Source organism: Spirosoma daeguense (assembly GCF_054776875.1).
The window spans coordinates 83,970-109,815 of record NZ_BAAHBF010000008.1 but is presented as its reverse complement, the minus strand read 5'-3'; the positions used below and the strand labels follow the sequence as shown (position 1 = coordinate 109,815).

The window sequence follows — 25,846 nt, the reverse complement described above, 5'->3', positions numbered from 1 at the left end:
CCATGAATTTCACCCGTCATTTGTTCGCACAGACTGCCCGTGGCCTCGCTGCCTCGCTGGCAGTCTGTGTGCTAATGGCCTACGGTATTAGTGGTATTATTTACTTCACAACCGAGCTGGCCTACAGCACCGAAACGAGCTTCCTCTACACGCTCAATATTGTGGGCAGCAACGGTATAGACGCCCTGGTGGCGCTGTCGGTTTGCCAGCTTCTCATTCCTTCCGTCAGCCGGTTACGCTGGCAATGGATGGCCTACAGCATTCTGGGCGTGGTTACGTTTGGCACATCAGCAGGAGTTGAACAGCTACTCTGGATGGCCTGGCAAAAGGTTGATCCCAGTAATATGATGCCCGAATCCATCGGCGCAGCCTGGGTATTTAAAGTGTCGCCGGTGGTGGTAGCCCTGCTTTATTATTACGGCTGGCGACGGTTTACAAAACTCGGCCAAACCATTAGTGATCAAGCGTTTCAATTGCTCCAACTGGAACGAATGCGAACGAAAGCTGAATTGGACGCGCTTCAGGCACGTATCAATCCGCACTTTCTCTACAACGCGCTCAATAGCATTGCGAGTCTGGTACGTACCGATTCAGGGAAGGCCGAAAAGATGACGTTGCTACTGGCAAAACTTTTTCGTTACACCACCGACAGCAACGAATCGCACCTGAATTCGATACGTAACGAACTCGACATTGTGCGGACGTATCTCGAAATTGAACAGGTACGTTTTGGCGACCGATTGAGCTACTCGGTCTGGGTCGATGATACGTTGCAGGGCATTCAGGTTCCGCGATTTGTGTTGCAGCCTATTGTTGAAAATGCGGTGAAACATGGCATTTCGAAAACGGCCGATACAGGTCAGATTGGTATCCAGATTTACCGCGACGGCACCGACGTAGTGATGGCCATCCACGACAGCGGCCCGCCTTTCGCAGATACGTTTTCGGCAGGATATGGCCTTCAGAGCATTCAGGATAAACTACGCCTGATTTATGGATCGGAAGCTAGTCTGGAAATCGAAAACGGCAGTTACAAACAGGTGGTCATCCGATTTGTTCACCCAACGTTTACCAAAAACAACAAAAGCCATGAGAACGATTCTTATCGACGACGAACGGCTAGCCCTCGACCGGCTGACGAGCTTACTCAGTAGCCATCAGGCCGACATCGACATTATCGGAACGGCGCTGAATGGGCACGACGGGTTGCTACAGATACGGCAGCTTCGGCCTGATGTTATTTTTCTGGATATTGAAATGCCGTTGCTGAGCGGCTTCGAAATGCTGGCACGGCTCGATGAGATGCCGATGGTTGTTTTCACGACTGCCTACGATCATTACGCGATTCGGGCATTTGAGCAAAACTCAGTCGATTACCTACTCAAACCCATTGAAATTGACCGACTTAACGTAACGATTCAGCGGCTTCGTCGCCGGAAACAGGCCAAAGCCCCTGCCCTAACGGCCGACGATCTGACGATGTTACTGCAACAGACAAAACCCGCTCCAGCCGTGCAGAGTATTTCGGTAAAATCGGGCGACCGGATTTTGCTGGTTCCGCTCAACGACATCAGCTATTTTGAAGCGCAGGAACGCTACGTGTTCCTCAGTACGTCGGAAGGTAGTCAGTTTATCACCAATTACACGATCAACATACTCGAAGAAAAACTACCGGAGCATTTCATCCGCATCAGTCGTTCATACATTGTGAACACGACCTACATCAAGGAGATTTATAAATATTTTGGCGGCAAATATCTCGTGGCCCTCACCGACCGAAAAGCCTCGCGCTTGCTAACGGGAACAGCTTTTACGGGAAATCTGAAGCGCGTTATGGAGCTGTAAAAACCCCTAAATCCCCTGAAGGGGACTTTAGGGGTGGGTAATATCAGAAGAGAAACCATTGATCCAACGTAGCGTTACGTTAGAACCACGGTCGTTTGACTTTGAAGGAGCGTTTTAGGCCACTAATCATCAGAAATGCGCCAATGATACCGAAGATGATGGCTAACGTAGTGATACCAAGAATAGCGAAAACAACGGCGACCAGAATAACGATAACCGACGCTTTTAGTTTCCAACTGATACGTTGCCACCAGTTAAGTTCTTTACGTAGTGGCATACCCAAACTCTCCCGGATTCGATTACCGAGTTTGAGCTTTTTCTTATTTTTTGGCTCAGGTTGTCGGTCGTCGGTCTCTGTAGCGTTCTGATGCATCGACAAAACCCGTTGCATACGTTGCACCACCCGTTGATTCGTCGATTGTTGAGGGCTTTTTTGCAAACTAGCCACTAGCGGCCCTGTTGATTCTACAGGAGTAATCGGCTCTTGTTCATTAACGATTGTATCAAGCGCTACGTCTTCATGAACAACGGGCCGCTCAGTCGACAAGTGGGCAAATGACGGTCGCGGAGTTGGCTGAAAGTAAGCAACAGGACGATGACAGGCCGAAAGAAAAAGAGCGAACGTAACAGATAGAAGGATAAGAAGGTTTTTCATCAAGTTGCAGGTTGTCTGCGCAGATTGCGCAGCAGCAAAAGTTCTCTTACTAACGAATTCAGACTGCCGGTTAATATTCATTCGCAAAAAAAGTAGCTGCTATCAACCAATTTTCTCTATACACTTGGCCAATTTTTTGGGGTATACTCAATGAATTAACGCCAAAAATGCCGTCCAACCCCTAAGGATCAGACGGCATTTTGCGTCAGAGCGACTAACCTTGATTGATATGTTTATCCACCATTGCCAATACGTTTACCACGCTTGGTTTGCTGAATCACAAACGGCACACACCGATCAACAGGACAGCCACAGACCGTGGGACGTAGCAACACAGTCTCATCCGTGTAACAACCCGCACTGTTGTAAACGCGTACCGTATAGAACGTATCAACAGTTGGATTGGTCAGGTTGTTAGCAATCACTCCGTTGGCGGGGATCACTTGCGCAGCTCCTGACAACGATGCTGATGCGTTAAACGTAGTGCCCGCCGAATACTGATACGTGTAACCAGCGGTAAAGCCCGTCAGTACAAGTTGGCCATTCGACTGTGCTACGTTACCAATGCAGGTGGCAGCTACTGCGGTTGCCTGAAAAGATGGTAAGGTATCTTCTTCGATCAAAAACGGACAACAACTGAAGTCTGGGCATTGACCATTCGCACTGTTGGCCCCCAGACTATAACTACCAGTTGCCGTTACACTCAGCACATTACTCGTTGCACCAACGATGGGCTGACCATCTTTGTACCATTGATAGTTGCTCCGACCTGCCGGTACCGAGAGTTCGAACAGGAAGCTTTCCCCCGCACAAACCCGATACGGAACCGACGTACAAACCCGTACCGTGTCGCCCGGTATCGTCGCTTGATTGTAGAGAATACCCGTGCTATCGGCCCGAGACTGGAACGTCAGACTCAGACTCTCTCCTGCCCCAAGAACCGGAATACTCCACAGACTAATCGGCGAGCCAGCACTAAACGTAGTGCCCACAGGAGCTACCGCCGAATTGACCACGTAACTCAACCCAATCGATGCCGAATCACGTACCGTAATAGCCGAGGCTGATACAGAAGACGTATTAGTGACCACCAACGTATAGGTGATCAGCTCACCAACGATTGCTTTTGACTTATCCACTCGTTTCACCAGTTCAAGCGAAGGAACAGCCGTACAAGACACCGGCGCTGTATACGTAGCACTCACAATCTGGTTGGCGTAGCTCACCGTCACCGTGTGCGAACCACCACCCGAGACTAAGCCCGTCAGTGAATACGGTACTGACGTAGCACCAGCGCCAACAGCGACCGTGGTCGACGTAGCACCATCACTGATGGTAGCGATTCCTGCCACCGCGTTGGTCAGTGATAACGTACCACTCACACTGTACTGGTTCGTCTGTGGATCACACACACCCGGACTCACTGACAAGGATAAACCAAGCGTACAGCTGGCAGGTGCTGTATAGGTAGTCGAATTAACACCACAACTGGCGGCAGAAGCTGTTACGGTATGCACTACTCCATCGCTGTTCAGTGCTGACAGGGTAAAGCTAGCAGGCCCCGTGCCAGTCAGGATTACAGTTGTACTGGAAATACCATCGCTAATCGTCACCAACTGGTTACCAACTGCATTGATCGCCGATATAGACCCAATTATGCTGTACTGATTGGTTGTGACATCACATAGACCCGGAGTAACCCGTACACTTAACAAACAAGGCGGAGCTACCGAGCAAGAAACTGGTGCGGTGTAGGTTGCACTCGCCGTTTGGCTGGCATACGTAACCGTAACCGTGTGAGAAGCACCGTCAGAAGTCAACCCATTCAATATATAAGGAATCGACGTATCACCAACGTTAACAGTTATCGTTGTCGAACTATTTCCATTCGTGATGGTAGCGATGCCCGCAGTGGCATTGGTTAACGACAACGTACCACTGATACTGTACTGATTGGTACCCGGTACACAAACGCCCGGACTAGCCGTAATCGCTACGTTCACCAAACAAGATGCCGGAGCGGTGTAGGTTGCACTGGCGGTTTTACTAGCGTAACTCACCGTCACTGTGTGACTACCCGTACCACTGTTGAAACCCGTCAGTGAATACGGTACCGACGTAGCACCCGCACTCACCGCTACTGTGTTCGAAACCACTCCATCCGTAATCGTAGCTGTTCCGGCAAGGGCGTTCGTTAATGATAACGTACCGCTTACACTGTACTGATTCGTAGCCGGTACACAGACGCCCGGTGTAGCCGTAATGGCAACATTGACCGAACACGATACCGGGGCAGCATACGTAGCACTCGCCGTTTGACCCACATAACTCATCGTCACCGTGTGCGAACCCGTTCCCGAAGTTAAGCCCGTTAATGAATAAGCTACTGACGTAGCACCGGCACTCACGGCAACTGTCGTAGAGTTTATGCCGTCAGTAATGGTAGCCGTTCCGGCAATAGCGTTGGTCAGTGATAACGTACCACTTACTGAATATTGATTGGTCAGCGGGTCACAGACACCCGGCGTGGCCGAGATGGCGACACCTACTGTACAACTTGCCGGAGCCGTGTAGGTCTGAGACTGCGTGTTACCGTTGAAACTAGCCACCAGCGTGTGCGAACCCGTCCCCGAACTCAAACCCGTCAGTGAGAAGCTCACCGATGTCTGGCCCGCCGTCACGGCTACCGTCTGCGTGCTGGTTCCGTCGGTGAAGACCGCATTACCTGCTACAGCGTTGGTCAGCGACAAGGTGCCCGTCAGCGTGTAGCTGTTAGTCGCACTTTGACACACACCCGGCGTGATTACCAACGCCACGCCCAGCGTACAACTAGCAGGGGCAGTATAGGTAACACTGACCGTTTTACTAGCATAACTCACCGTCACCGTGTGTGAACCCGTACCCGAATTTAAGCCTGCCAGCGTGTAGGGCACCGACGTAGCACCCGCGCTCACCGAAACCGTCGTTGTCGACGTACCGTCGGTAATGGTAGCGGTGCCCCCAATGGCGTTGGTTAACGACAACGTACCACTCACACTGTACTGATTGGTACCCGGTACACAAACGCCCGGTGTGGCCGTGATGGCCACGTTCACCGTGCACGACGCTGGAGCGGTGTAGGTTGTCGCCGTGGTTCCGCAACCCGGTAAGCTTACCACTACGTTGTGACTAGCACCATCCGAAATCAATCCATTGAAAATGGCAGGGAAAACTACCTGACCAATCGTAGTTGGAATCATCGCCGTCACACTGGCGGTGCCTGTCGTTACGGTGATCACACCAGCTACAGGATTCACCAGCGTTACGTTCACAGTAGTCGAATAGGTATTCGTTGCGGTTGCGCAAATTCCTGCCGTGGCCACAGCACTCAGCGAACAGATCGGTGCCACCGAGCAACTTGCTGGCGCCGTGTAGGTCGCACTGGCGGCTCCACACACAGATGCACTGCTGGTCAACGTAACGGTGTGTGTTGCCCCATCACTCTGCAACGTAGTGTAGCTGTAAGCAATGGTAGAAGTGCCGGCATTAGCCGTCAGCGAACGTATATAGCTACCATCTGCGAAGGTAAGTGTTTGACTGACAGGGCTATTAGTAACGGTGATTGTACCACTCAACACATAAAGATTAGTTGCTGGATCACAGACACTGGCTTGAGCCGTCAAACTCAGATTACAAACGGGAGTGATGGAGCAGGACGCAGGTGCCGTATAGGTCGTTGTTGCCGTTGAACAGCCAGGCAGACTGGCGGTCACGGTATGTAGGCTTCCATTCGAGGCCAATCCGGAGAAAATAACCGTGAAAGTGTTTTGCGAACTGGCCGTGGTTGAGAATGTTTGCGTTTGCAGGCCATCCGTGATCGAGATCGTTCCTGGTGCCGGATTGTTGACTGTCACCACTACGGTTGACAAATAGGTATTCGTCGCGGTTTGGCAGAGCCCGGCAGTTGCCACGGCACTGATGCTACAAACAGGAGCCACTGAGCAGGAAGCTGGAGCCGTATACGTACTCGTTGCGGTTCCACAACCCGGCAGACTAGCCACCACCGTATGACTTTGCCCATCCGATACCAAACCATTGAACGTAGCCGTAAATGTATTCTGACTATTGGCCGTCGTTGTAAATGGAATAGTAACTCCTCCCAGTGTTATGTTCACCGTGCCACTAGCTGGTGGATTTAATACCGTTACCGTTGTTGTAGCTGAATACGTATTGGTTGCGCTGGCACAGAGTCCGGCGGTCGTGATAGCCGAGATCGAACAAACTGGCGCTATCGAACAACTGGCTGGAGCTGTAAAGGTCGCTGTTGTTGTACCGCAACCGGGCAACGTTATGGTAGCCGTCTGACTCAATCCGTTAGAAACAAGCCCGCTGACGATAAAGCTGACCGAAGATGTTCCAGGCGCAATCGACTGACTGATCGGTGTTGTTCCGGGAATGGTAACTGTTACAGTACCTGCAGGCGAATTCGCCAGTAAAGCGGTGACGGTTGCAGAATAGGTATTGGTCGCCGTAGCACAAAGTCCTACCGTGGCTGTTGCCGACAGTGCACATACTGGAGCAACCGAGCAACTTGCTGGAGCTGTATACGTACTGCTGACTGGCGAACAGGCCGAATTAGAATAGCTGGCTGTAATCGTATAGGCCTGGCCGTCACTCACTAATCCACTATAACTGAACGTACCAGAAGCATTACCCGCTGGTAAAGTCAGGCTCCGGGGTGTAAAGGCGGTAGAGCTAATCGTTAAGGTACCGCTGGTGGGTACATTACTCGTTGTAATGCTGCCATTGAGTACGTAACTATTCGTAGCCGATTGGCATACTGATGGCGTAACAACCATAGCTATACCGCAAGGGGCTACAGAACAGGAGACTGGTGCAGTATAAGTAACACTAGCTGTTTTATTAGCGTAACTCACCGTCACCGTGTGCGAACCCGTTCCAGAAGTTAGCCCACTAAGTGAATACGGTAACGCCGTAGCGCCCGCACCAACAGCAACCGTAATCGACGTAGCACCATCGGTAATAGTGGCGGTGCCCCCAGTGGCGTTGGTTAACGACAAAGTACCTGTAACGGTGTAGCCATTGGTGGCGGTCTGACATAGGCCCGGTGTAGCCGAGATCGCTACGTTGACTGTACAGGGTACAGGTGCCGTATACGTAGCGCTGGCTGACGTTGTACCGTTTAAGGTGGCAACTACCGTGTGACTAGTTGTATTTGAAATACCCGTTACCGAGAAGCTGGCCGTTGTCTGTCCGCTGGTCAGGGTCTGGCTACTGATCGTCGTGCCATTATCGGTAATGGTCAAAACCGTACCAGCCACTACGTTGCTCAGACTGACACTACCTGTCGATGAGTACTGGTTGGTGGCGGTGTTACAGACTGGAGCCGCTACCACTACACTCAATGAAGCTGGAGCCAGCGTACAAGAAGCGGGTGCAGTATACGTGGCTGATGTGCTACCACAACCGCTAAAGGTTGCGGTTACAGTGTGCGAACCACTGCCGCTGGTCAGACCGGTTAAGGAGAATGGAAGCGAACTGCTGCCACTGCTTACGGCCAGTGTTGTACTTTGCGTACCGTCGGTGATGGTTAAGGTTCCGGCTACTACGTTGGTCAAACTAACCGTACCGCTTATTGAGTATTGATTCGTTGCCGACAAACATACGCCCGGCGTAACAACCATGCTCAACGGCTGCAATCGACTTACCGCTACGGTATCCGTACAGATTGTACCGTTTGTCGATACAGAATAGATGAATCGATAGATACCGTTGGCGGTCATACCGCTGACGGCTCCCGATGCACTCACCGTTGCTGCTGCCGGATTGCCCGACTGAGCGGCCCAGGTTCCACCCGACGTAGCAGGGGCGAGTTGAGCCGTTGTGGCTGGCGGACATACGCTGATATCCTGACCTGCATCGGGTTTAACGCAGCAGAGTATTACGTCGATTTGAGCGGGCTGGCTCGATGAACAGCCTGTGGCCGTGTTGGTGACGGTCAAACTATAAATCCGAGTACCCACACTCGTTACGTTCACGGTCGGATTTGCCGCATAAATGTTGCTCAGCGTACCATTGTTCGGGCTCCATACGTAGTTATAACTACCTGCGGGACTAACAACGGGACTGAACGTAGCACTGGCACTACCCAGACAGGCCGTTACCGACGGAATATTAATGGTTGGAGCCGGACTGGCATTGACGCCAACCAATACCTGTTGAGTGGCTATGCAACCGTTCAGATCAACGCCCGTTAACGTATAGGTGGTGCTGGTGTTTACGCACGCAATCGTGGTTGCACTGTTCGGGTTCGATAGGCCCGTTGTTGGGCTCCAGCTATATTGTACGTTTGGCAGGGGCGTTGTGCCGATGGTCGTACAGGCTCCCTGACAAACGGCTACCGATGGAATAGCGGGCATTGTAAAGCTATTTACGATTACCGTTACAGTTGCCGGACTCGTACAGGCCCCCTCTGTTTTAACCAGTGTGAAGCTATAAAAACCTGCAGTTGTTGGCGTAAAGGTTGGGTTGGGCGACGTAGCACTGCTGAGGCCAGTTGCGGGCGTCCAGTTATACGAAATACCTGCTCCGGTTGGGTTGCTGGCACTACCCAGACTAACCGAGCCACCTAAACACATGATCTGATTATTACCCGCGTTGGGCGTACTATTGGTTGGCGTAATAGTCTGCGTAGCCGATTGTTCGCAACCTGCCGAATTCCGAACCGTCAGGGTAAAGGTTGTCGGTGTACTGGGCGGAGGAGTACGGGTACTCGTCGCGTTGGTTGTTGCGTTGGTAACCAAACCAGCCGGTGACCAGCTATAGGTATAACCATTTCCGGTAGGTGCTGTGCCACCCAACGTAAGTGGGCCATTGCCCGGACAATAGGTGATGTTTGGCAGGGTGAAGGCAGGAATCGATGAGCCCGCCGTTACCGTAACCTGATCGACCGATGTACAACCGCTCTGTGTATTGGTTGCCGTTACGCTAAAGACCGTTGTCACTGCAACCAACACCTGAGGCTGGGCCGAAGTCTGATTGGTGCCATTTTGCCAGTCGGCGCCCGCTGGCGACCAGGAGTAGGTCGTGTTAGGCTGGGCGGCTGTACCGATAGTAACAATTCCGCTTGGACAAACTGATTTATTGGGCCCGGCATCGGCTGCCGCTGTTGCCAGCGATACCAGAACCGTGTCACGAGTGATACAGCCGGAACCAATATCGGTCACTTTTACCGAAAATTGCGTATTGCCATTAACCGTTGCGGTTGGATTCGAAATAGCCGTTGATGACAAAACCGAACCAACCCATTCATACGAATAACCAGCTACCGGAGGAGCACCAATCTGAACGGGGACAGCCGGACAGGTTGATACGTTCTGCGCTGTAAAGACAGGTAACGACCAGGCTGGGTTATTCACCGTAATGGTCCGCGTACAGGCAAACGAGGGGTCGAATGGGCTGCTCATCGTTACGGTATAGGTCCGTTGTACATTGTCGGTTAGGGTTACTTCCCGACCCGTGGTCGATGATAAACCGGCGGCTGGGCTCCAGGTGTACGTGAATGCGTTTGGATCGTTTGAATAAATATCAGCCGCCGTAGCAATCAGTTTTACATTACCATTATTCAGACCAAAGCTAGGACAAGCAAACGGCGCTTGAACTTTAATATCGACCACACAACCACAATCGGGCACCACTACGTCGTCGGTACAGGTTGTGCTGTTATACGTTACGGTAAGCCGATACGTTGTAGCACCGCCCACCGAAGCCGTTACCGGCACAACGGGTAGATTAGTGGGGCCAACAAAGTTGCCGGGTCCCGATAATCTGGTCCAGGTATAGGTTTCGCCGATGTTGGGCGTCCGGTCTGGTTCGCCAATAGTGCGGGGGCCGCAACCATCTACACCAGCCCGTGCCTCAATAACCGAAGCCTGCATCTGATCGACAAACGTACAACCGTTTTTTAGCGCTGTTACGTAGTAGGTGATGGGATTCGGTGTTGGCATGGCTAAGCTACCGGGTTGAAAGGTAACCTGAGCGGAGTTGTTCGTCACCAGATAATTTCCCGGTGCCCATGTATAGGTAAAGCCTGGCTCGGCGGGCGTACCGATAGTAGCCGTATTGCCAATACAGATGGTTACGTCTGGCCCGGCGAAGTTAGGCGTTACAGGAGCCGCCACTGGCGTAACCACAACGGCGTCGGTAGTTTGGCAACTTCCTCCACCCGACAGGGGTAAGGTCATCGTCAGCGTATACGTTGTTGGGCTGCTCGGATTGGCGAAGGGTTGTGCACACGTAGTGCAGCTTAGGCCAGTGGCTGGCGCCCAGCTATATGTAACGCCCGGTACGCCCGGAATGGGTGCTCCACCAATCTGAACAGGAGTTCCAGCACAGAAGCCCGCATCAGCACCGGCATAAGCGGCATACGTATTGACCAGCGTCTGTTCAATCTGTTGGCAGCCGTTGGCATCGGTAACCGTAAGCGTATAAATTGTAGTAATACTTGGGTTGACGGATGGATTGGCTACGGCAGCCGCACCGTTACTCCAGGCGTACGTATAAGGAGCCGTACCGCCCGTAACCGTAGGACTTCCCCCAATAACAACCGGCGAGCCAGCGCAGGTGTTGTATACATCACTGATATTGATGCTAGGAGAGGCATTGGACCCTATACTAATACTCGCGACCGAACTGGTGCTAACAATGGTGTTGCCACAACAAGGCCCACTCGTGCTGATACGGCGAAAATAACGTGTAGCTGAAACGGAGCCCGGTACGTAGTCTTTTTGGGTGGCTCCGGCAATATCAGTCCAGGGGCCAGAAGGCGAAGTTGCCTGTTGCCATTGGTAAGAGGCAATAATAGGGACTTGTTGTTCGGGTGCGCCACTACGATATAGTAGCGGCATATCGGTGCCATCAATAGCAACCTGTGGGGCCGTGAGCGTTTGTGTAAAACCATTCTGGCAAACGGTCTGGCTGGCGGGTGCTACGTTGTCGGCAAGGGCAGGAAATGTACCACACAGCTTAAAAACAACAAGTGCCATGTCGGTACCGGCTTTATAACCCGTCCCATGGGTAATGGGGAAACCTAAACCCGCGTCAGTAAGTACATAGACAAGTCCGTTTTCAACCTGAAGATACTGCGGATTCGTAGCCGATGTTCCACCAAAGATGGTTGAGTAAAGAATTTTGCCCGTTGCGGCATCAAGCTTGGTATAAACACCATTTTCGAAATTAGACCTGGGTCTACTTCCGTTTGTAACCGGGTACGTACTTGTTAAGCCTGCAGTTGTACCTATTATATGTGCTTCGCCATTTACTACTTCAAAGTCTGCTGGATAGTCATTGCCAACTCCACCTAAGTAGGTCGACGTAACCCTATTCCCAGCCGCATTATACTTTGCATAAAAGTTCTCGTAAAAGGTGTTCGGAATTCCGGTGTAACTACTGCCATTTGTGACCGGAAAGTTGGAAGACAAGGTGTAGCCAGCCATATACCCTTCGCCATTTATAACTTGTAACTTCAGAGGGTACTCCTGGTAATCCCCCCCTAGGTAGGTAGCAAAGACAATATTGCCTGCGGCATTTATCTTAAAGTACACCACATCATTAGCACCACCAGCATAGGTACTGCCATCGGTAACCGGGAAATTGGTGGAGGTTACACCACCAGCTATATAAATCTCGCCATTCTCTACATCAAATTGCCCACCACTATCCCCCCCAGTACCGCCATAGTAACTGGCAAATTCAATATTCCCTGCGGCATCCAGCCGAACAGCCACGATATCCGACCCACCGCTGTTGGTGCTTCCGTTAGTTACTGGAAAGTTGGTCGAGCTTGAACTACCAACAATATACACCTTCCCCCCCTCGACCTCAATTTTATTTGCCCCAGATTCGTTGCCATTCCCCCCGAGGTAGGTCGAAAAAAGAATGTTTCCAGATGACGCATCCAGCTTGGTGTACGCAATATCTCCAGTCCCACCTCCATATGTACTACCGTTGGTAACGGGATAGTTCGTCGAACTCTGAAGAAATAAAAGGAGATGGATTTCGCCATTAACTACCTCAATCGCAGTTGCAAACTCTTGGCCACTGCCACCGAGGTATGTCGAGAAAACAATGTTTCCGGATGCATCAAGTTTAGTAAGGAAACCATCATAACCACCTCCACCATGCGTACTGCCATTGGTAACAGGGTAATTAGTTGATTGAGTCCGGCCAAAAATGTACAATTCGCCGTTTACGACCTTCGAATAATAGGAGTCCTCTGTAAGGCTACCACCGAGATAGGTTGAATAGATGATATTACCACCGGCATCCAGCTTGGTAGCCACAATATCGGTATTCGGGCCATTTCTTGTGCTTCCATTGGTAACCGGATAATTAGCGGAACCCGATATACCAACAATATAGGTTTCACCATTCACAACATGCATACCCGTTGGGAAATCAGCTCCGGAGCCGCCCAGCATGCTTGACTGTTGTATATACTGCGCCTGGCTTATGGCCGGTAGCAAACTTAACAGTATAGGTACAGTTAGCAGGGCTACCTTTCGTCGGCTAGCTAGCTGTACTAAATGGGTAAACAGACGTTGCGCTTCTGCTCTTAGACGCCGTGGATAGTCAGGCAATAGAGGACGTTTAAATGCCCTACATACAAGAAGCTTAAAAAGCCTCACTTTGCTCAGTACATATCTAAGAAAAATAGAGATTTGCATATGCTTAAGACATATTCGTAGTATGAAATCGCTATTTGACAAATGGTATGCCAGTCAGTTTTTTAGTATACCACTCCTGTATGTTTTGTGTACAGCAAATCTCTCCAATAAGCAGTTGATTGTGAGTACAGAACGAGAAAATTCGTCGACTTTATCTTTATTAATATCTTTACTATCAGAACTTTAACGTATTGAATTACTAGTGCATCATATTAACACAAACATATACTTGTACTTTCTATATAATTTATATTATAAATATCCATTGACCGCTATCAAATCCTATGCCAACCTTAAAGTAAGTATTGAAGAATATATACATAGGTTGATATATAGACACAAAATAAAGAGTAGAATAGATTGATTAAGTTGACTAAAACATACATTACAGTGTGGGTGTCAATAGTGGGTTCATGCTAGTAGTGCTCACTTGATATTCTACATGCAGTAGCCACATCTTCTGCTTTGAGGTTATTTCAGCACCCAATATTCATGCTTCGGCAGGTAATATTTTACTAAACATCAGACAACTTCAGTATGAAAAACAGGTTTATTGACTTTTCGACGCAAACGCCATTTCCCCTGTTTTTATGGACGCATTTCTGTTCTGGTTAACTATAGTGCTGTTGACCACTTCTCTGGCATCGGCACAAAACCCCGAAGGATTCAATTACGACGAAGCCAAAGTCGGCACATATACACTGCCTGAACCGCTAATAAACAAGGCGGGGAAACCTGTAAAAAGTAAATCAGCCTGGGCCGACCGTCGGGCCGAATTATTACAACTCTTTGCCGAAAATGTTTACGGACATACGCCAAAACAAAACGTCAAGCTTCGCTTCGAAACCAAATCGGTCAATGACTCGGCGCTGAATGGGCTGGCCGTTCGTAAACTGGTCTCCATATTCTTTGTCGATTATCCGCAAATTCCTTCCATCGACGTAGCACTTTATCTGCCCAAAAACACAAAATCAGCTCCTGTATTTTTGGGTCTAAATTTCGTTGGCAATCAAGGCGTTACAACCGAAATCGACGTACCAATTACGACTCGCTGGGTCGCCAATGCGCCCGGCGACGTAGCAGTTGAGAATAAATCTACAGAGAAATCACGAGGTCGGCAGGCGTCGCGCTGGCAACTCGAAACCATCCTGAAACGCGGCTACGGTGTAGCAACGGTTTATTACGGCGACATTGAGCCAGACCACCCGAAAGGCTGGCAGGGCCACATCCGCTCGATAATGGGCAGTCCATCAGAAACCGCACCTTACGACGGCAAAAACTGGGGAGCCATTGGCGCGTGGGCATGGGGATTGAGCCGTATTCTTGATTATCTGCAAACTGAACCCGCCGTTGATAGTAAACGTGTTATCGTAATTGGCCATTCGCGGTTGGGCAAAGCGGCTTTATGGGCAGGTGCGCAGGATGAGCGTTTTGCTGCTGTTATTTCCAACGAATCGGGTGAAGGCGGAGCAGCCCTGTCGCGTCGGTGGTACGGCGAAACTGTCGAACGTATCAATACCAGTTTTCCGCATTGGTTCAACGGGCAGTACAAAACTTATAACAAACGCGTTGCCGACCTTCCTGTTGACCAGCACGAGCTATTAGCCCTCATTGCTCCTCGCCCACTCTACGTAGCAAGTGCCGAAGAAGATCGCTGGTCGGACCCGAAAGGTGAATTTCTGGGGGCGATGCATACAGAATCCGTTTATAAACTTTTCGGCAAAACCGGCTTGGGCACCACTACGTTTCCGGGCGTCAATCAACCCATCGGCCAAACGGTACGTTACCACAACCGAACCGGCATCCACGACGTAACAGCCTACGATTGGGAACAATATCTGAAATTTGCAGATGAGTTGGTGGGGAGGTAATACGTAGTGAAGTTGTTTTATTGCCATTTTACTATTCTATGGCGTCAGCGTATTTTTTGAGGTTCTACTACCTTTGCGGCATGAATCCAGACAATGATCCGCGCCCTTGGCACGTCGACAGTTCCGAATACATTCATAAGCTGCCTTGGTTTACTGTTCGCAAAGAAGCCATTCGGATGGAGAATGGTGGCGTTATTCCTAATTATTTCATTTTTGAATATCCTAACTGGATTAACGTAGTAGCCGTTACTACCGATAAACAATTGGTACTGATCCGCCAGTATCGACACGGTCTTGGTGGAGTTCATTATGAACTTTCGGCTGGTGTTGTCGATCCCGGCGAAGAGCCTTTGCTGGCAGCACAGCGAGAATTACTCGAAGAAACAGGCTACGGCGGAGGTAATTGGCAACCACTGATGACGCTCTCGGCCAACCCCGGTACGCACAACAACCTGACGTATGCGTTTCTGGCTACCGACGTTACGTTGCTACAATCACAGCATCTCGAAAGTACCGAAGAAATTGCCGTGCACCTCGTCTCCCGCGAACGAGCTTGGGAAATCATCAACCAAGGCGAAATGATGCAGGCACTACATCTGGCTCCGTTGCTGAAATATCTGTCTGAACCATCGAGCGGTCCTGCGGGATTTTTACAAGATTGAAAAGATTATGCAGATTTTGTTTGTCGCTTCTTCGAAGCTTTATCAATCAACAAAATCTGCAGAATATACAAATCAGCGTAATCCCAGTCTGGAATAGTATCTTTGCCCCCCAAAATGCCAAGGATAGTCAGATTTACAGCAAAATCTGGCTAATCCATGAATCAGCGTAATCCCGGTCATGATTATTCCTCTTGCACTCCGCGCCAACCAAACGCAGGAGTATTATTTTTCGGTGAAACTGGCCGAAGTCCGTCGACTACAGGCGGCTGGTCATGATATAATTAATCTCGGTATCGGCAATCCCGACCTGATGCCATCGCCCAACACAATTGATGCGCTTGTTCAATCGGCGCAGCAACCCAGTGCACACGGGTATCAACCCTATAAAGGCACCGTTGGTCTGCGGCAGGGAATTGCCAGTTTTTATCAGCATACATACGGCGTTACGTTAAATCCCGACACCGAAATTCTACCGCTTATCGGCTCAAAAGAAGGTATAACTCATATTTCGCTGACCTTTCTGAACGATGGCGATGGTGTGCTTGTACCCGAATTGGGCTATCCAGCTTATCGGGCTGTGAGTCGGATGGTGGGTGCCAACGTAGTAGATTATCCATTACTGGAAAATGCGGGATGGCAACCCGACTGGGAAGCTATGGCCGACCTTATCGCTGCTGCTCCGGCTACGAATCCGATTAAAATCATCTGGATGAATTACCCGCACATGCCCACAGGTGCCCCCGCTACGTCGGCCCTGTTCGAGCGTGCAGTAAAATTTGCCCATGACAATCGTGTATTGCTTTGCCACGACAATCCATACAGCCTGATCCTCAACAAAAAAGCCCCCATTAGTCTGCTTTCTGTTGATGGTGCGAAAGACGTAGCAATTGAATTAAACTCACTCAGCAAATCACACAACATGGCTGGTTGGCGTATCGGCTGGATGGCGGGTGCCAAGCCCTACGTTGATTCGGTATTGACAATAAAAAGTAATGTCGATTCGGGTCAGTTTAAGCCGTTAATGGATGCTGCCGCCGAAGCCCTAACCAATTCTGACGACTGGCACCGGGAACGTAACGCGGTTTACGAAGGTCGGATGGATGCGCTGCACGCCTTTCTCGACGCGCTCGGCTGTACGTATTCACTCGATCAGGAAGGTTTGTTTATCTGGGCCAAACTGCCTGATTCAGTAGCTTCTGCCGAAGCGCTGGTTGATGACCTGCTCCAGAATAAACACGTTTTCATCGCCCCCGGTTTTATTTTCGGACCTAAAGGCGATCGCTACGTTCGTGTGTCTTTATGTGTACCAAAGGAGCGGGTTCTGGAAGCAGTAAAGCGTCTATGAACCGGGGCCACCCGGCGGTCAACAATCAGCTTTAATCCATAAATCAGCGTAATCCCGGTTATGAATGTCTCTATCATAGGTATAGGTTTACTCGGCGGTTCGTTCGCCCTGATTCTTCGTGAGAAATACCCGAAAATGCATTTCATCGGTGTCGATACGTCGCCAGTGAATGGGCAACTGGCATTGGCAAAGGGCATTGTCGATGAGGTTATGCCCCTACCCGAAGCTGTTGCAAAAAGTGCATTGGTGATTATGGCAACCCCCGTCAACGTCATTGTTAGTCTACTCTCCACTGTACTTGATCACCTGCCTGCCAATGCCACGGTAATTGATCTGGGTTCAACAAAGGAATTGATTTGCGAGGCCGTAGACAACCACCCCAAACGAGCGCAGTTTGTTGCAGCTCACCCCATGGCCGGAACCGAAAACTCAGGTCCCAGTGCCGCTTTTCGGGAATTGTTACCCGGCAAAAACCTCATTATTTGCGACCGCGAAAAAAGCAATGCCAATAGCCTGACATTGGCCGAAAGTCTTTTCCGCGATGCTGGTATGAAGCTGTTTTACATGACTCCTAAAGAACACGACCTTCATCTGGCCTACGTATCGCACCTGAGTCACATCAGTGCATTTGCACTCGGCCTGACGGTTCTGGATAAAGAACGTGATGAAAAAGCTATTTTCGATATGGCGAGTACAGGCTTTAGCTCTACGGTTCGACTAGCCAAAAGTTCGCCCCAGATGTGGGCACCTATTTTCGACCAGAACCGCACGAACGTATCGAACGCACTGGCGGCTTATATCGAGTTTTTGCAGCAATTCAAACAGGTCATCGACGAACAGGACGTAGCAACTTCGCTCGATTTTATGCAACGGGCCAACGTAATACGTCGAGTATTGGATGGTATTGAAAAGAAGTAATCCAAAAAGTTAATCTCGGCAACCCACACAAAAAACGGTTTCGTTGGTTTATAGGAATAATGAACAATGTTTAATGAGGAATGAAAATGCGTTCAATTGACAAATTGTTGTCTAACATTATTCATTTTGCATTATCCATTAATTTATTCAACCCAAACGAACGGTATGGAAGCGAAGGATGCAACAGCAACGCAAGCTGGAACAATTACTATTGGTGGTGATTTAACCGTAAACAGAATGGCTTACGGAGCCATGCGCATAACTGGCCACGGCATCTGGGGGCCACCAAAAGATCACGATGAAGCTATTCGCGTACTCAAACGCTGCCTTGATTTAGGTATTAATTTTATTGATACTGCCGACAGTTACGGCCCTTACGTATCTGAAGAACTGATTGCAGAAGCCCTTCATCCATATCCAGATGGGCTGGTAATTGGAACAAAAGGCGGCTTACTACGTACTGGCCCTAATCAATGGCCGGTAGATGGCAGTCGTAAACATCTGGAAGAAGCACTAAACGGCAGCCTAAAAAGGCTAAAACTGGAACGAATCGACCTGTATCAGTTGCACCGTTTCGACACAAAAGTGCCGTCTGAAGAGTATCTGGGTTTTCTGAAAGAGGCACAGCAACAGGGTAAAATCCGTCATATTGGTTTATCGGAAGTAAGCGTCGATCAGATTAAAGAAGCCAGCCAGTATTTCGACATAGTGTCGGTGCAGAATATGTACAACTTTGGCGAACAACGCTGGAACGACGTACTACGTTACTGCGAGCAACGTAACATCGCCTTTATTCCCTGGTTTCCGCTTAATGCCGGTAATATGGACGCCGAAAATGCAATCCGAAGAGTAGCGGCCCGCCACAAGGCAACCGAATACCAGATTGCGCTGGCGTGGTTGCTGGCGGCTTCGCCCGTTATGTTGCCCATTGCTGGTACGTCGTCGGTAAAACACCTCGAAGAGAACGTAATGGCGGTAACCATCAAACTAACAGAGGATGATTTTCAGGATATGCCGCTTCCGATTTAGTATAATCGTGGCTATGCTGGTGAGCATTAACTGAGAATAGTACGCATAAAAAACCTTCTGAAGTTTGGTAAACTACAAACTTCAGAAGGTTTTTTATATTGGCTCACAAAAGAGCCTTATCCGGTCTTAGTAGCCGGCATTCTGAACCAATTTTTTATTGGTATCGATTTCGCGTTGGGGAATCGGCAGCACCAAGTTATTGGCGTTGACAGGAGTGGTACCTACTGCTGTTCCGTTCCGCTTGAGTTCGGGAAGAAGCTGGCCTTCAAATGCTAGTTCCAGTTTACGTTCGCGGGCAATAGCGTCCAGATTGAGCTGGGCTGCGGTCAACGGTGTAGCTTTGGCCCGGTTACGTAGCAGGTTGATATCGGCTAATGGAGCAGCACCAACGGAGGTGTTTAAACGAAGGTTAGCTTCGGCCCGAATTAAGTACATCTCTGCCAATCGTGCTATCGGAACGTCACCGAACTGATCATTGAATTTGCTAGTAAACGTATTGATACTAGCCCGATTGGTGAATTGTCCGCGTACATCACTGGCTTCATACAATTGTAAAAAAGCTTGTTGCAGTCGAATATCGCCACGGCCCTGATTCAGCGTAGATGCAAAGAAGGTATTCAGATCATTAACGCCATCCTGCTCCGATACTACTATCTTGAAGATTACCTCAGATTGGCTGGTTGCGTCGGAGAAAGCATCCGCGAAATTGCTGCTTAGGCCATAGGTTCCCGATGTGATTACCCGGTTGGCAGCATCACGGGCAGAGGCATAATTTTTCTGCTGTAGATAAACCCGCGCTAGTAGTGCCTGTGCGGCACCTTTGGTGGCAAATCCGGTTCCGTTTGTTTGTGTTGCGGGCAATTGCGCTTCGGCTTTTGTCAGGTCACTCAACACTTGCGTATATACCTCGGCAACCGTATTACGTGCCCGATAATCGGCATCAGAGATAGCCTGCGTTGGGGTCAGCACAAGAGGTACGCCCGGATTCTGTGCAGGTGTACCGTCGTTCCAGTCTTTGGCAAATGCTTTAACCAGTTCGAAATACAAAGCTCCTCTGATGAAAAGGGCCTGTCCTTCAATATTTCCACGATTTACTTCTCTCACTTTACTAAGTGACGCCAACACGTTATTGGCCCGGTTAATCGTACTATAACCAAACAGCCAGAAATCGCGCACCACTGTATTTGACGTCGTAACTGCTTTCTGAGATAATTCAGATAGCGTTGAATACGTACCAGCGAACACAACATCCCGATTGTTACCTAAAAGCTCACTAATATATTGAATGCCACCGCCATAAAGGTTGATGTCGCTCAGGCCGTCGTAGGTACCAGTCAACGTAATAACAACATCCTGTTCAGTACTAAGCGCCTGCGATGCGTCGATACTTTGGGTCGGTGCTACGTCCAGACGTCCGGCGCAGGCTGTAACAAGGGTAGTGGTGATGCCCGCGAATAACCAATTTTTTATAAATCTATTCATGACTGAAAAATGCCTTGTGGAGTACGTTGATTAAAAACCAATGTTGATACCGCCCGTGATAGTACGTGCCTGTGGCGCTGAGTAGAAGTCATACCCCTGCGCAATGTTCGTTACCGTATCATCCGCATTTACTTCGGGGTCCCAGCCAGTGTACTTAGTAAACGTAAACAGGTTCTGACCCGTCAGGAAGAGACGTACTGAATTCAATTTAACCCGGCTAATCAGCGTTTTCGGCAGGTTGTAGGCTAACGTAGCAGTACGTAACCGTACAAAGCTTCCATCCTGAATGTAGCGGCTGGATGCCTGCGAACCATTTGCCCGATAGAATCGTGCTTCTGGTATGTTGGTGTTTGGGTTCTCTGGTGTCCACGCGGCTAGCTGATCGGCAGTCTGGTTATCTTCATAAATACCGTTAGCCGATGAGTATTGACCTACCCCAAAGAAGTTGATTTTGTTACCAAAAACACCGTTGAAAAACACGCTCAGGCTAAGCCCTTTGTAGCTGAACGTATTGGTGATACCTCCCGTCCACTTTGGCAATGGGCTACCAATAATAACACGCTCAGCCTGATTATAAACGTTCGTGGTGGTCCGGTCTAGCGTACCATCGGCGCTGGTGGTGTTTTTGTACCAGAGTGCATCACCATTGGCCGGATTTACGCCAGCATATTCACGAGTGAAAAACACCCCCAGCGGCTGCCCTTCTACGGCCCGGCTCATAGCCTGAAAACCACCTTCAATTACCTGCCCCTGAAGATTGGTAATTTTATTTTTGTTCGTCGCAAAATTCAGACTCGTGGTCCATCTGAAAGCACCAACCAGGTTTTCAGTATTCAGTACAAATTCAAAACCTTTATTTTCCAGATTACCTACGTTACGGAATTGGGTAGCAAAACCGCTCGTACCCGGTACGTTTACACTCAATAACAAACCAGAGGTGATTTTCTGATAATAATCGACTTCGCCATTGATCCGATTATTGAGGATACCGAAGTCGATACCTATATCAGCCTGATCGGTGGTTTCCCATTTCAGGTCAGGATTAGCCAATTGCGAAGGGCGTTGACCGGGCAAACCCGCATATTTGGCATCGCCGGTAAATAAACCTAATTGAGGAAAGTTCTCGACTGACAGATTTGACGCTGTCAGGATTTCGGCATTACCGGTTCGGCCATAGCTGGCCCGTAATTTCAGGAAGCTGAACGTGCTGTTATTTTTCAGGAAGTCTTCTTCGGTTAGCACCCAGCCTGCCGAAACTGCCGGAAAGAAACCATAACGACTGTTACGTCCAAAACGGGAAGATCCATCGATACGGGCACTAACACCGAACAAATAACGGTCGGCGAGTTTGTAGTTAGCCCGAGCAAAATAAGACAGGAAACGATATTGGCTTAGCGAAGACGTACCGTCGCTTTTCACAGCTGCACTGGCAATCTGCTGATACGCATCCGACGGAAAGTCACGACCTTCGATGAAGCTAATATTCCGTTGCGACTGCTGATACGACATACCTACCGTTGCATCGATGGCGTTACGTCCTAGTTGGGTTGTGTAGGTAAAGAAGTTGTTGGTGTTGTAGTTGTCGACGCGGTTATAACGATTTTGTCCAAGTCCTTGTGGAGCGCTGGAATTACGTGCCGTTTTGCTGTTCCAGTACCGTTCTTCCTGCTGATTCAGAATATCGAGGCCAAATTCAGACCGGAAAGTAAGCCCTTTAATAAGCTGGATCTGACCATACACGCTGCTTATGCTGCGGTAAACGGTTGTGTTAAATTTCGCATTACCAAGGTTAATCAGCGGGTTGTAGTACAAAGGCAACGTAGCGTCGCCCGGAGGTGTTCCAATTGGCAAACCAGTTTCCGGGTCATTTGCTGGTGTGAGCGGTACTAACGCATTTACCTGCATCGGATTGTCGAACTGACGGTCGCCAGACAGACGTTTGTTGAGTGTGCGGGTAATACTCGTATTCACGCCCACCCGAATCCGATCAGAAATTTGGTGGTCGATATTGATACGGCCTGTGTAACGATTGAGTGCGTTACCAATCAGTACGCCTTTCTGATCAAGTAATTGTCCGGAAATATAGAACGACGTTTTTTCATTGCCCCCGTTCAGGTTTAAATCATACTGTTGAAAAGGAGCATTCTGGAAAGCCAGATCTCCCCACTTGGTGTCTACCTGATTGGGCGTTCCATAAGTACCCAATGATTGAGCACCAAAAAAATCCTGAATATAGGTCGAATATGAATCTGGATCGGCGGGGTCAATTTGGCTGATGCGGTCGCGATTGGCGGCTGCCCGTGTATAAAAACTTACGTATTCGGCGGAGTTCATAAACCGCACTTTATTCGTTGGCGTGCTGGCACCGTATTGTGCGCCGAAGTTAACATTTGTACGACCTGCCTTACCTTTTTTGGTTGTTACCAGAATAACGCCGTTAGCTGCCCGTGAGCCATAAATAGCGGCAGCCGAAGCATCTTTCAGAATATCAATCGACTCAATATCCAACGGATTAATATCCGACAATGGGTTCGTTGGCGCGCTATTGATACTAAGGTTTTCGGTTGTAATGGGTATACCATCGATAACGTAGAGCGGCTGGTTCGACGCCGATACCGACGATTGGCCCCGTATGTTGATCCGAACAGCCTGCCCTAGTTTACCTGATCCGGCGTTTACCTGTACACCAGCAGCTTTACCCTGAATAGCCTGATCGAACGTAGTAACTGGCTGATCCTGAATATCGGCTGGGCGAACTTTTGCAATATTCCCCGTTAAATCCCGTTTAATTTGCTGACCATATCCTGTCACAACTACTTCGTTCAGGTTGCGTACGTCGGTAGCTAATTGGACGCTAATAGAGGATCGGTTGTTTACAACTTCTTCAACCGTAGTAAACCCGATAAAGCTAAAAACAAGTGTTGCATTTGGGCTTGCTGTAAGCCGGTAGCTTCCAGTTGCGTCGGTGAGAGTACCCTGCGTACTACCTTTCACGGTAACAGAAACTCCTGGCAGTGAAGCGCCATCATCTGAAGAGGTGACTCTACCCGAAACGACCTGACTTTGAGCGTAAGCCCCCATTACTGCAATAAGCCACAGTAAGCTGATTTGGAAGATGTTTCTCATAATTTTCTGTTTGGAGACAACAATATTGGCAGCAAAAGTACAATTGTTTGTTATCAATTAAAATAAGGTTAAACTAAATAAAGGGGCATCATATATTGAAATATCAGAATGATTGTGCGAATGAAAAGGGTATAGAGAAATAAAATATGCATAAAACGACTAATTGCGATACGTACAAAATTGTAAAAATAAATAAGTCTATATTAGTAAATTCATATTATTTATACAGATTCAGACAAAAAAATTATATGTTAACTATAAAAGATATACATATATTGGTTAGTTATTATAGGTAAAAGATACAATATATTATAGTAATTATCTTAAAAACAGTTACAAATATAACTATTTAAACCCTGTTCAAGGAAAGATCAACCCGAATAAAAGGAGACTAAAATTTCTATCGTTTTTAGATATAGGGTAAAACCTGAAAGAAGCTAGTTGATTTAGCTTTATAGTCTTGGTGTAGTGGGCTTATTGGGTTTATCCCATGAATTGACTCCTTTCGCATTTAATTTCCGCCTGAATACTTTATCGCCACAGGCTGCGTAGAGTATATCGAAGTTTGCTCCACCAAAACAGATTTCAGAAACTTTGCCGTTGGGTGTGGGCAGGATGACATTAACGCGGCCCGGCTGGTCACACACCTGAATACCCATTCGCGAAGCTACGTAGAGCCTTCCATCCCGATCCGTTTTGAGACCTTCTGCACCAGCATCTTCGGCTGTATCGGGGGAGTGTAGCCAGTAATATTTCTGCTTATTAGCCAATGTTCCGTCCGGCAAAATAGAAAAACTGTATACCCAATGTGATTGCTTATCGGCCACATACAACAACGTTTGATCTGGCGAAAGCGTTAGGCCACTAGCCCCAAAAATGCCCGTATCAACCTTAGCTCTTTTCCCGCCGGGCCGAATCAGCCATACTTCACTCACCCCATTGACATTCATTGACGAACTGGTAACGTAGCTGTTTCCATTACCAGCCAGGACACTATAGCTTCTTTTGAGCCCGTTGGCGATCGGAACCGTTTTACCACCAACCTGACTTAGTTTATTGTCCTGATCTGCTCTCCATTGCTTCCCGGCCGGGCCATCCGTAAAAGATATCTCTCCTTTAGCATTGGCGCTAAGCCCTTCCGCCGACCGATAGCCTTCGCCAACCAGTTGCCAGCCTTCGTTGGGTACTAAAATATCGACAAGCATCTGATTCTTCGATACACCCATTTTGATCGGTTCGGGCCAGCCTTTCCACAGGTAACGCATCGCATTGGGAAAAATCGCTGTGCCGTGTTTGCCATTATGAGCGCCTTCACCCCAGATATGCTGCACCTCGTAGCCCGCAAACGTCAGTGCTCGTTCCATCATTTGATTGGCCATAAACCAATCGCCGGCATAGATATTATGGTCATTGGAGCCATCCTGCAAAAAGACACGTAGCGGTTTCGGTTCAACCTTCCGAATCAGCGTCGGATAGCGATCAGCTCCACGTAAACCGACATACGTACCAATCGTGCTGAATACCCGGCTAAACGCATCGGGGCGTTCCCAGGCCGCCGTAAACGCACAAACAGCCCCACTACTCGACCCACCAATTGCCCGATCATTCCCTTTTTGAGAGAGACGTATCGCTCGTCCGTCTGACGTTTTTCTGTTTTCTACATCGGGAAGAAGTTCCTCTAGCAGAAATCGGGCGTAATTATCGCCTAACCCGTCATACTCAAAACTCCGATTGAATCGGTCAAGTGCATTATCCGGATTAGCCACTTTCACACGCCCGTGCATGACAAATACGCCAATGGTAACGGGCATTTCTTTTTTATGGATCAGATTGTCAAATACCGCCGGAGCCTGCCATTGAATCCCGTCCTGATTTATGTAAACGCAGGCGGGTTGCGACGGCTGATATTGAGCAGGAATGTATACCCAATACTCGCGCCATGTGCCCGGAAAAATTTTAGAATTCTCAAACGTAAATTTGAGGACTTCACCTTTCGGAACGCCGTCCTGTGGTTGAGCATCCGGATGAACCGGATAAGACTCCGTTACCTGAGCCAACAGTAAAAAGGGCAAAAAGAAGAAAAGGCAAAGTAGTGAAAGGGCTTTCATACAGGTAGGCATTAAGCGGTTAACGGAATTTAGCTCGCGCTTAAAACTACCAAAAGAGTTCAATTACAGCGATTTACTGAA

General features: G+C 49.0%; 12 protein-coding genes. 7 read left to right on the top strand and 5 right to left on the bottom strand.

Features of this window, described 5'->3' with window-relative positions; all coding sequences use genetic code 11:
* Window positions 1-2 precede the first annotated feature (2 nt).
* Window positions 3-1,154: a sensor histidine kinase gene (locus tag ACYVD4_RS24435; RefSeq protein ID WP_460950197.1), complete on the top strand. Its 1,152-nt coding sequence runs from the start codon at window positions 3-5 to the stop codon at window positions 1,152-1,154.
* On the top strand, window positions 1,090-1,845 hold the full coding sequence (locus ACYVD4_RS24430; RefSeq protein ID WP_460950196.1) for a LytR/AlgR family response regulator transcription factor: 756 nt from the start codon (window positions 1,090-1,092) through the stop codon (window positions 1,843-1,845). The genes ACYVD4_RS24435 and ACYVD4_RS24430 overlap by 65 nt, the downstream gene beginning before the upstream one ends.
* Before the next feature lie 79 nt (window positions 1,846-1,924).
* Here the strand turns inward: ACYVD4_RS24430 and ACYVD4_RS24425 are convergent, their stop codons facing one another.
* Both ACYVD4_RS24425 and ACYVD4_RS24420 read right to left on the bottom strand, forming a co-directional pair.
* Window positions 1,925-2,500 (bottom strand): hypothetical protein, encoded by a 576-nt coding sequence (locus ACYVD4_RS24425; protein ID WP_460950195.1) that lies wholly within the window; start codon window positions 2,498-2,500, stop codon window positions 1,925-1,927.
* Between the two features lie 233 nt (window positions 2,501-2,733).
* Complete coding sequence (locus ACYVD4_RS24420) at window positions 2,734-12,978, bottom strand: beta strand repeat-containing protein (RefSeq protein WP_460950194.1); 10,245 nt, start codon at window positions 12,976-12,978, stop codon at window positions 2,734-2,736.
* An 836-nt stretch (window positions 12,979-13,814) separates the two neighbouring features.
* On the opposite strand from ACYVD4_RS24420, the gene ACYVD4_RS24415 reads away from it, so the two are divergent.
* The 5 genes from ACYVD4_RS24415 to ACYVD4_RS24395 all read left to right on the top strand — a co-directional run bounded on the left by ACYVD4_RS24415 (window position 13,815) and on the right by ACYVD4_RS24395 (window position 19,049).
* Window positions 13,815-15,095, top strand: coding sequence for a glucuronyl esterase domain-containing protein (locus tag ACYVD4_RS24415; protein WP_460950192.1), 1,281 nt, complete (start codon window positions 13,815-13,817; stop codon window positions 15,093-15,095).
* Between the two features lie 80 nt (window positions 15,096-15,175).
* Entirely contained in the window at window positions 15,176-15,757 is a 582-nt protein-coding gene (locus tag ACYVD4_RS24410) for an NUDIX hydrolase (protein WP_460950191.1), read from the top strand.
* 178 nt (window positions 15,758-15,935) lie between these two features.
* On the top strand, window positions 15,936-17,102 hold the full coding sequence (locus ACYVD4_RS24405) for a pyridoxal phosphate-dependent aminotransferase (protein ID WP_460950189.1): 1,167 nt from the start codon (window positions 15,936-15,938) through the stop codon (window positions 17,100-17,102).
* 60 nt (window positions 17,103-17,162) lie between these two features.
* A complete protein-coding gene (locus tag ACYVD4_RS24400; protein WP_460950187.1) occupies window positions 17,163-18,020 on the top strand; it encodes a prephenate dehydrogenase in 858 nt (285 codons plus the stop codon).
* 165 nt (window positions 18,021-18,185) lie between these two features.
* Entirely contained in the window at window positions 18,186-19,049 is an 864-nt protein-coding gene (locus tag ACYVD4_RS24395) for an aldo/keto reductase (protein ID WP_460950703.1), read from the top strand.
* 126 nt (window positions 19,050-19,175) lie between these two features.
* On the opposite strand, the gene ACYVD4_RS24390 is transcribed toward ACYVD4_RS24395, so the two are convergent.
* The 3 genes from ACYVD4_RS24390 to ACYVD4_RS24380 all read right to left on the bottom strand — a co-directional run bounded on the left by ACYVD4_RS24390 (window position 19,176) and on the right by ACYVD4_RS24380 (window position 25,765).
* Window positions 19,176-20,531: a RagB/SusD family nutrient uptake outer membrane protein gene (locus ACYVD4_RS24390; protein WP_460950185.1), complete on the bottom strand. Its 1,356-nt coding sequence runs from the start codon at window positions 20,529-20,531 to the stop codon at window positions 19,176-19,178.
* Between the two features lie 30 nt (window positions 20,532-20,561).
* Window positions 20,562-23,657: a SusC/RagA family TonB-linked outer membrane protein gene (locus ACYVD4_RS24385; protein WP_460950184.1), complete on the bottom strand. Its 3,096-nt coding sequence runs from the start codon at window positions 23,655-23,657 to the stop codon at window positions 20,562-20,564.
* A 452-nt stretch (window positions 23,658-24,109) separates the two neighbouring features.
* Window positions 24,110-25,765 carry an SMP-30/gluconolactonase/LRE family protein gene (locus tag ACYVD4_RS24380; RefSeq protein WP_460950182.1) on the bottom strand — a complete coding sequence of 552 codons (1,656 nt, stop codon included), beginning with the start codon at window positions 25,763-25,765 and terminating at the stop codon, window positions 24,110-24,112.
* Between the last annotated feature and the right edge of the window lie 81 nt (window positions 25,766-25,846).